The 5,178-nt window shown below is 71.2% G+C and carries 3 protein-coding genes; all 3 read right to left on the minus strand.

The annotated features are described in order from the left end of the window. Positions 1-182 precede the first annotated feature (182 nt). The 3 genes from VGB14_11155 to hypE all read right to left on the minus strand — a co-directional run bounded on the left by VGB14_11155 (position 183) and on the right by hypE (position 5,019). Positions 183-1,568 carry a hypothetical protein gene (locus VGB14_11155; GenBank protein ID HEX9993476.1) on the minus strand — a complete coding sequence of 462 codons (1,386 nt, stop codon included), beginning with the start codon at positions 1,566-1,568 and terminating at the stop codon, positions 183-185. A 77-nt stretch (positions 1,569-1,645) separates the two neighbouring features. After that, positions 1,646-4,012 carry a carbamoyltransferase HypF gene (gene hypF / locus VGB14_11160; GenBank protein HEX9993477.1) on the minus strand — a complete coding sequence of 789 codons (2,367 nt, stop codon included), beginning with the start codon at positions 4,010-4,012 and terminating at the stop codon, positions 1,646-1,648. Further along, entirely contained in the window at positions 4,012-5,019 is a 1,008-nt protein-coding gene (hypE, locus tag VGB14_11165; protein ID HEX9993478.1) for a hydrogenase expression/formation protein HypE, read from the minus strand. The genes hypF and hypE overlap by 1 nt, the downstream gene beginning before the upstream one ends. Positions 5,020-5,178 lie beyond the last annotated feature (159 nt).

The raw sequence follows: 5,178 nt of genomic DNA on the forward strand, positions 1-5,178 counted from the left end.
CGTTCGATTCCCCCTCGTCGGGCCTGGAACGGCGCGGCACCGCGCCCCGCCGAATTGTCCGAGCAGCGCTCCACGCCGCGCCGCCACACGAGCCGCCCCACCGGCCCCCGCAACCACCCAGGGGCCCCGACCAGGCAGCGATCGGTCACAGTACTCACGAGGCGCGGACAGCTGCAAGGGCCTCAGACCCACCGGTGAACCACCGTGGCCGCGTCATCGAAGCCGATGCGGTACGCGAGCTGGCGGTCCGGCGGGATGTACGTGCCGGCGAACAGGTCGTAGACGCCGCCGGCGCCGACCGAGAGCACGTCGCACAGCGGGGCGCCGAGCACGGCGTCGAGGTACTCGCGGTCGACGCCGCCGGCCGCGAACACGTCGGCCGCGTGGAGCGCCCGGAGGCGGGCGCCGTCGCGCTCGAAGAACATCGGGGTTCCGGCGATCAGCCCGCTGGTGTCGACGCTGGCGACGAGTTCGGCGTCCGCGCCGAACCCGTTGGCCGTGAGCAGCGACGTCCATCCGTCGCGCAGGGCCGTGATGTACACGAGCGACCCGGGCCCGACGAGGGGCCGGATGCCGGCTGAGAGGAACACCGTCACGCCCAAGGCGACGGACGGCACGATCTCGTCGGCCGCGAGGTGGTCCAGCAGGGCGTTGCGCTCCATCGGGACGGCGAGGTCGCGGAACCGGGCGTCGCTCGGAACGAGGGCGTCGCCGTCCAGGTAGAGGCGCAGGAGCCGCGGCCGGCCCGGGTACCGCCTCCAGAAGAAGTGGGTCCCCTTCCCGGCGGCCTCGTCCCACGCCACGGTGACCCCCCTGAACCGTTCGACGACCTGGGCGCGGAGACCTGGTTCGAGCAGCGTCGCGCCCACGAACGAGTCCCCGGAGAGCAACTCGACCAGGCAGTCCCGGGTCACCTCCTCGGCGTTGAGGTACAGCAGATCGGGCACAGCGGCTCGGACGGAGCAGTCGAACAGGAGCGGCCAGGTCGCCCGTACCACGACCGCGAGCTGGTCACGGTGCCCGGCGCAGTGGCTGTAGTCGAGGTGGTTCAGGAACGCCTGGTGGTCGACGAGGAAGTCACGGTCGGCCGGCTCGAACTCCACCCACCGGCCCATCGCCTGCAGCCGCTCGACGAAGTCGAAGGGCCGAACCGCAGCGAGGTACATGGCGTCGTGGGACTCCCGGGCCGAGAAGTAGGGGACGCCGCGGCCGCGGAACCGGAATCCGTTGCGCATGTACGCGTTGCTGGGCGTGACGTTGGCGCACGAGAACGTCACGATCGGTCGCCGGCGGTCGCCGGCGAGCAGCCTCGATGCGTTCGAGATGATGTTCGTCCCGAGCAGGAGCGGGTGGTTGAGGACCTGGTGATGGTCGACGATGTTGACAGCGCGGCAGTCCGCCGCCTCGACCGATACCGCCGGGTCGGCGCCGAACGCCCGGTCGGCGACGCGCTGCGCCGCTCGGGCGACGAGACGCTGGCGCCGCTCCACCTCGGGCGCGACGGCGGCCGGCCGGAGCCGGGCGGAGTACCGCCCGAGGGGTGTCTCGTCCTCGTAGTACGGCGCCATCAGCGGGACGTGATCGCGGATCTGTCCGACCGTCTCCCAGACTCGCGTTCGTACGTCTGCGTCGGCGGGAGCGTCGATCAGACGGTGAGCGGTGATCGTCGGACCTCCTCCTGCTCGCCGTTCGCGCGTGCGTCGGCGACCCGCACCGTCGCTGCGGCCACCATCGCCTGGCCGACTGAGACACCGCCGTCGTTGGTCGGGACGCGACCGTGGGTGTGGACCCGAAGGCCGGCGCCCACCAGCTCCTGCTCGACGCGGATGAGGAGGTGCTGGTTGAGGAACACCCCGCCGCTGAGGACGACGTCCTCGATCCCGGTCGAGCGGCGCAGCTCCCCGCACACCTCGGTCACCGCGGCGACGACGCTCTCGTGGAAACGGCGGCTGACGGCGGCTGCAGAACATTCGCGGTCGACCACGTCGTCGACGAGCGCACGGAGCCAGGGACCGTGGTCGACGACGAGGCGACCGTCGCGGCGGTCGAGTCGGACCGGCCAAGGGTCGCATGCGGTGTGGTCCCAGGCGATGAGCTGCTCGAGCTCGATCGCCGCCTGGGCCTCGTACTCCACGAAGCCGCAGACGCCGGCGATCGCCGACACTGCGTCGAAGAGGCGGCCCATGCTCGACGTGATCGGCGCGTTGACGCCCTGTTCGACCATCCTCATGAGCACGGCGAGTTCGAACGGGTCACGGTCGCGGACGACGGCCAGCGGAAGGGCGGCGGCCTCGCGCCCGTAGTGCTGGGCAAGGAGGGCGATCGCCACGCGGCCCGGCTCGCGCACGGCCCGGTCACCGCCGGGGAGCCGGAAGGGCAGGAGGTGCCCCGCGCGCTCGAACCCTTCGTAGTCGCCGACCAGGAACTCACCGCCCCAGATCGTGCCGTCGGTCCCATAGCCGGTGCCGTCGAACACGACGCCGATCACGGGCCGGTCGAGGCCATTGTCGGCCATGCAGGCTGCCATGTGGGCGTGGTGGTGCTGCACCCCGACGAGCTCGACATCGCGGCACGCCTGCGCGTACCGCGTGGTGTGAAAGTCAGGGTGCAGGTCGTGGGCCACGATCCGCGGCGTGACGCCGAAGACGGACCGGAGGTGGGTGAGCGCTTCGACGAGGTACGTGCGGTTGCCGGCCGTCTTGAGGTCGCCGATGTGCTGGCTGACGTACAGCGACCGGTCCTGCGCCACGCACACGGTGTTCTTCAGTTCGGCGCCGAGCGCGACGAGAGGCGGCACGGGGAACGGGGCGGGGATCGGGTCGGGCACGTAGCCCCTCGCCCGCCGGAGGAACGTGACCTTCGGAGCCACCCTGCTGTGGACGACCCTGGCGATCGAGTCATCGACCCGCATGTGGATCGCCCGGTCGTGCACGAGGAAGCCGTCGACGAAGCCAGCCAGCTGGCCCAGCGCCTCGTCCTCGGTGCTCGCCATGGGCTCGTCGGGCGCGTTCCCGCTCGTCGCCACGAGCACGTCCCCGGTGGCGGCGAGCAGCAATTCCTGGATCGGAGTGGCGGGCAACATGAAGCCGAGCGTCCGCGACCGCGGGGCGACGGCGGCGGACAGCTCATTGCCCGGGCGGGCCTCGAGCAGCACGATCGGACGACCGGGGGAGGCGATGAGCCGCTCCTCCCGCTCGTCGAGCAGCGCGTGGCGTGCCACGACGGAGGTGTCGCGAGCCAGCAGCGCGAACGGCTTGGCGCTGCGCTCCTTTCGCTCCCGGAGGGCCGTCACGGCGCCGTTGTCGAGCGGGTCGACCATCAGTTGGAACCCGCCGAGCGCCTTCACTGCGAGGACGCGGCCGTCGCGCAGCATGGTGGCAGCCGCCTCCACCGGGTCGGCGACATCCACGGCCGTCCCGTCGGGCGCCAGCAACCGCACGGTCGGCCCGCACGTCCAACAGGCGTTGGGCTGGGCATGGAAGCGGCGGTCGTCGGGCGCGTCGTACTCGCGCTGACACTCCGGGCACATCGTGAACGCACTCATCGTGGTGAGCGGTCGGTCATAGGGGACGCCGCGGATGATGCTGAACCGGGGCCCACAGTTCGTGCAGTTGATCAACGGGTACCGAAACCGCCGGTCGGTCGGGTCGAACAGCTCGGCGGTGCAGTCGACGCATACGTAGCTGTCGGGTGTGACGAGGGCGCCGCCACCGCCGTCCACCTCGCTGTGCGCGATCGCGAACGACGTCGTCCAGTCTCGGATGGGGACCTCCTCGACGACCGTACAGGAGTCGACCCGCGCCAGCCCAGGGAGGCGCCCGACCAGATCGGCGGCGAACAGGTCGGCGGCGACGGCCGGGCCCTCGATGCAGATCGTGACCCCACCCGTGTCGTTCCTGACCCAGCCACCGAGCAGGTGCTCGGTCGCCAGCCGGTAGACGAACGGCCGGAAGCCGACGCCCTGTACGAAGCCGGCGACCCGAAGCGTCCTACGTACCGCCTGGAGCGCCATCAGCACAGCCTCGGCAGTTGGGCGCCGTAGAGGAGGTCGACGGTACGCCGGCGGCCGCTCCGCTCTGTCAGGTACACCTCGCCGGCGCTTCCGTGGGCGACCTCGCCCACGACGGCGGCTCGTGCCGTCTCCTCGTGGCGGTGGAGCGCGGCGAGCGCGTCGTCGACGGTGCTGCCGTCGACGACGACGCACAGATTGCCCTCGTTGGCGAGGTACATGACGTCGACGCCGAGCATGTCAGCCGCCATGGCCGTCTCCGGCCGGATCGGCAGGTCGGCCTCGCACAGCTGGATCGTGCAGGCGGAGGCGGCGGCGAACTCGTTGAGGACCGTTCCGAGGCCGCCCCTGGTGATGTCGCGGATGCACCGCACGCCCTGGCAGGAATCGAGCAGCGAGGCGATGGCGTGGTTCAGCACGGCGCAGTCGCTGTGCACGCGATCCTCGAAGCCGAGGCCCTCTCGGAGAGAGAGGATGTGGATGCTGTGGTCACCGAGGTACCCGGTGACGATCACGCGGTCGCCCGGCCGCAGCGACCGGCTGGAGAGATGGACGGGTCGCTCGAGCGCGCCCACCCCGGTCGTCGTGATGAAGATGCCGTCCGCCTCGCCCCGGCGCACGACCTTCGTGTCGCCCGCGACGATCTTCACGCCGGCCGCCCGAGCCGCGTCGCGCACCGACTCGAGGACCCGGCGGAGTTCGAGGAGCGGAAAGCCCTCTTCGAGCACGACGGCGAGCGTGAGGTAGAGGGGGCGGGCCCCGCTCACGGCGAGGTCGTTGACCGTGCCTGCGACGGCGATCTTGCCGATGTCGCCGTTGCTGAAGAACACGGGATCGACGACGAAGGAGTCCGTCGTGATCGCAATCCTCGACGTCGGCACGTCGACGAGCGCGCTGTCCTCCATCTCGCCCACGTAGGTGTCGCCGAGAGTGGCAGCGATCGTGCCGGTGATCAGCTCCTGGCTCAGCCCACCTCCGGCGCCGTGGTCGAGGACGACCTTGTCGGACACCGGGGCCCTCAGCGCGTCGTGGCGGGGGTGAGGGTGTGGTCGAGGAGGGCGTCCCACCAGGTCTGCATGGCGTCGATGGCGTCGAGGGCGCCTCGGTGGACGGCGGTGGGGTCGATGGGCTGGCCGGGGCGGCCGCCGGTGCCCTCGGTGTCGACGAAG

The sequence above is a fragment of the Acidimicrobiales bacterium genome, assembly GCA_036399815.1.
GTDB lineage: Bacteria > Actinomycetota > Acidimicrobiia > Acidimicrobiales > DASWMK01 > DASWMK01.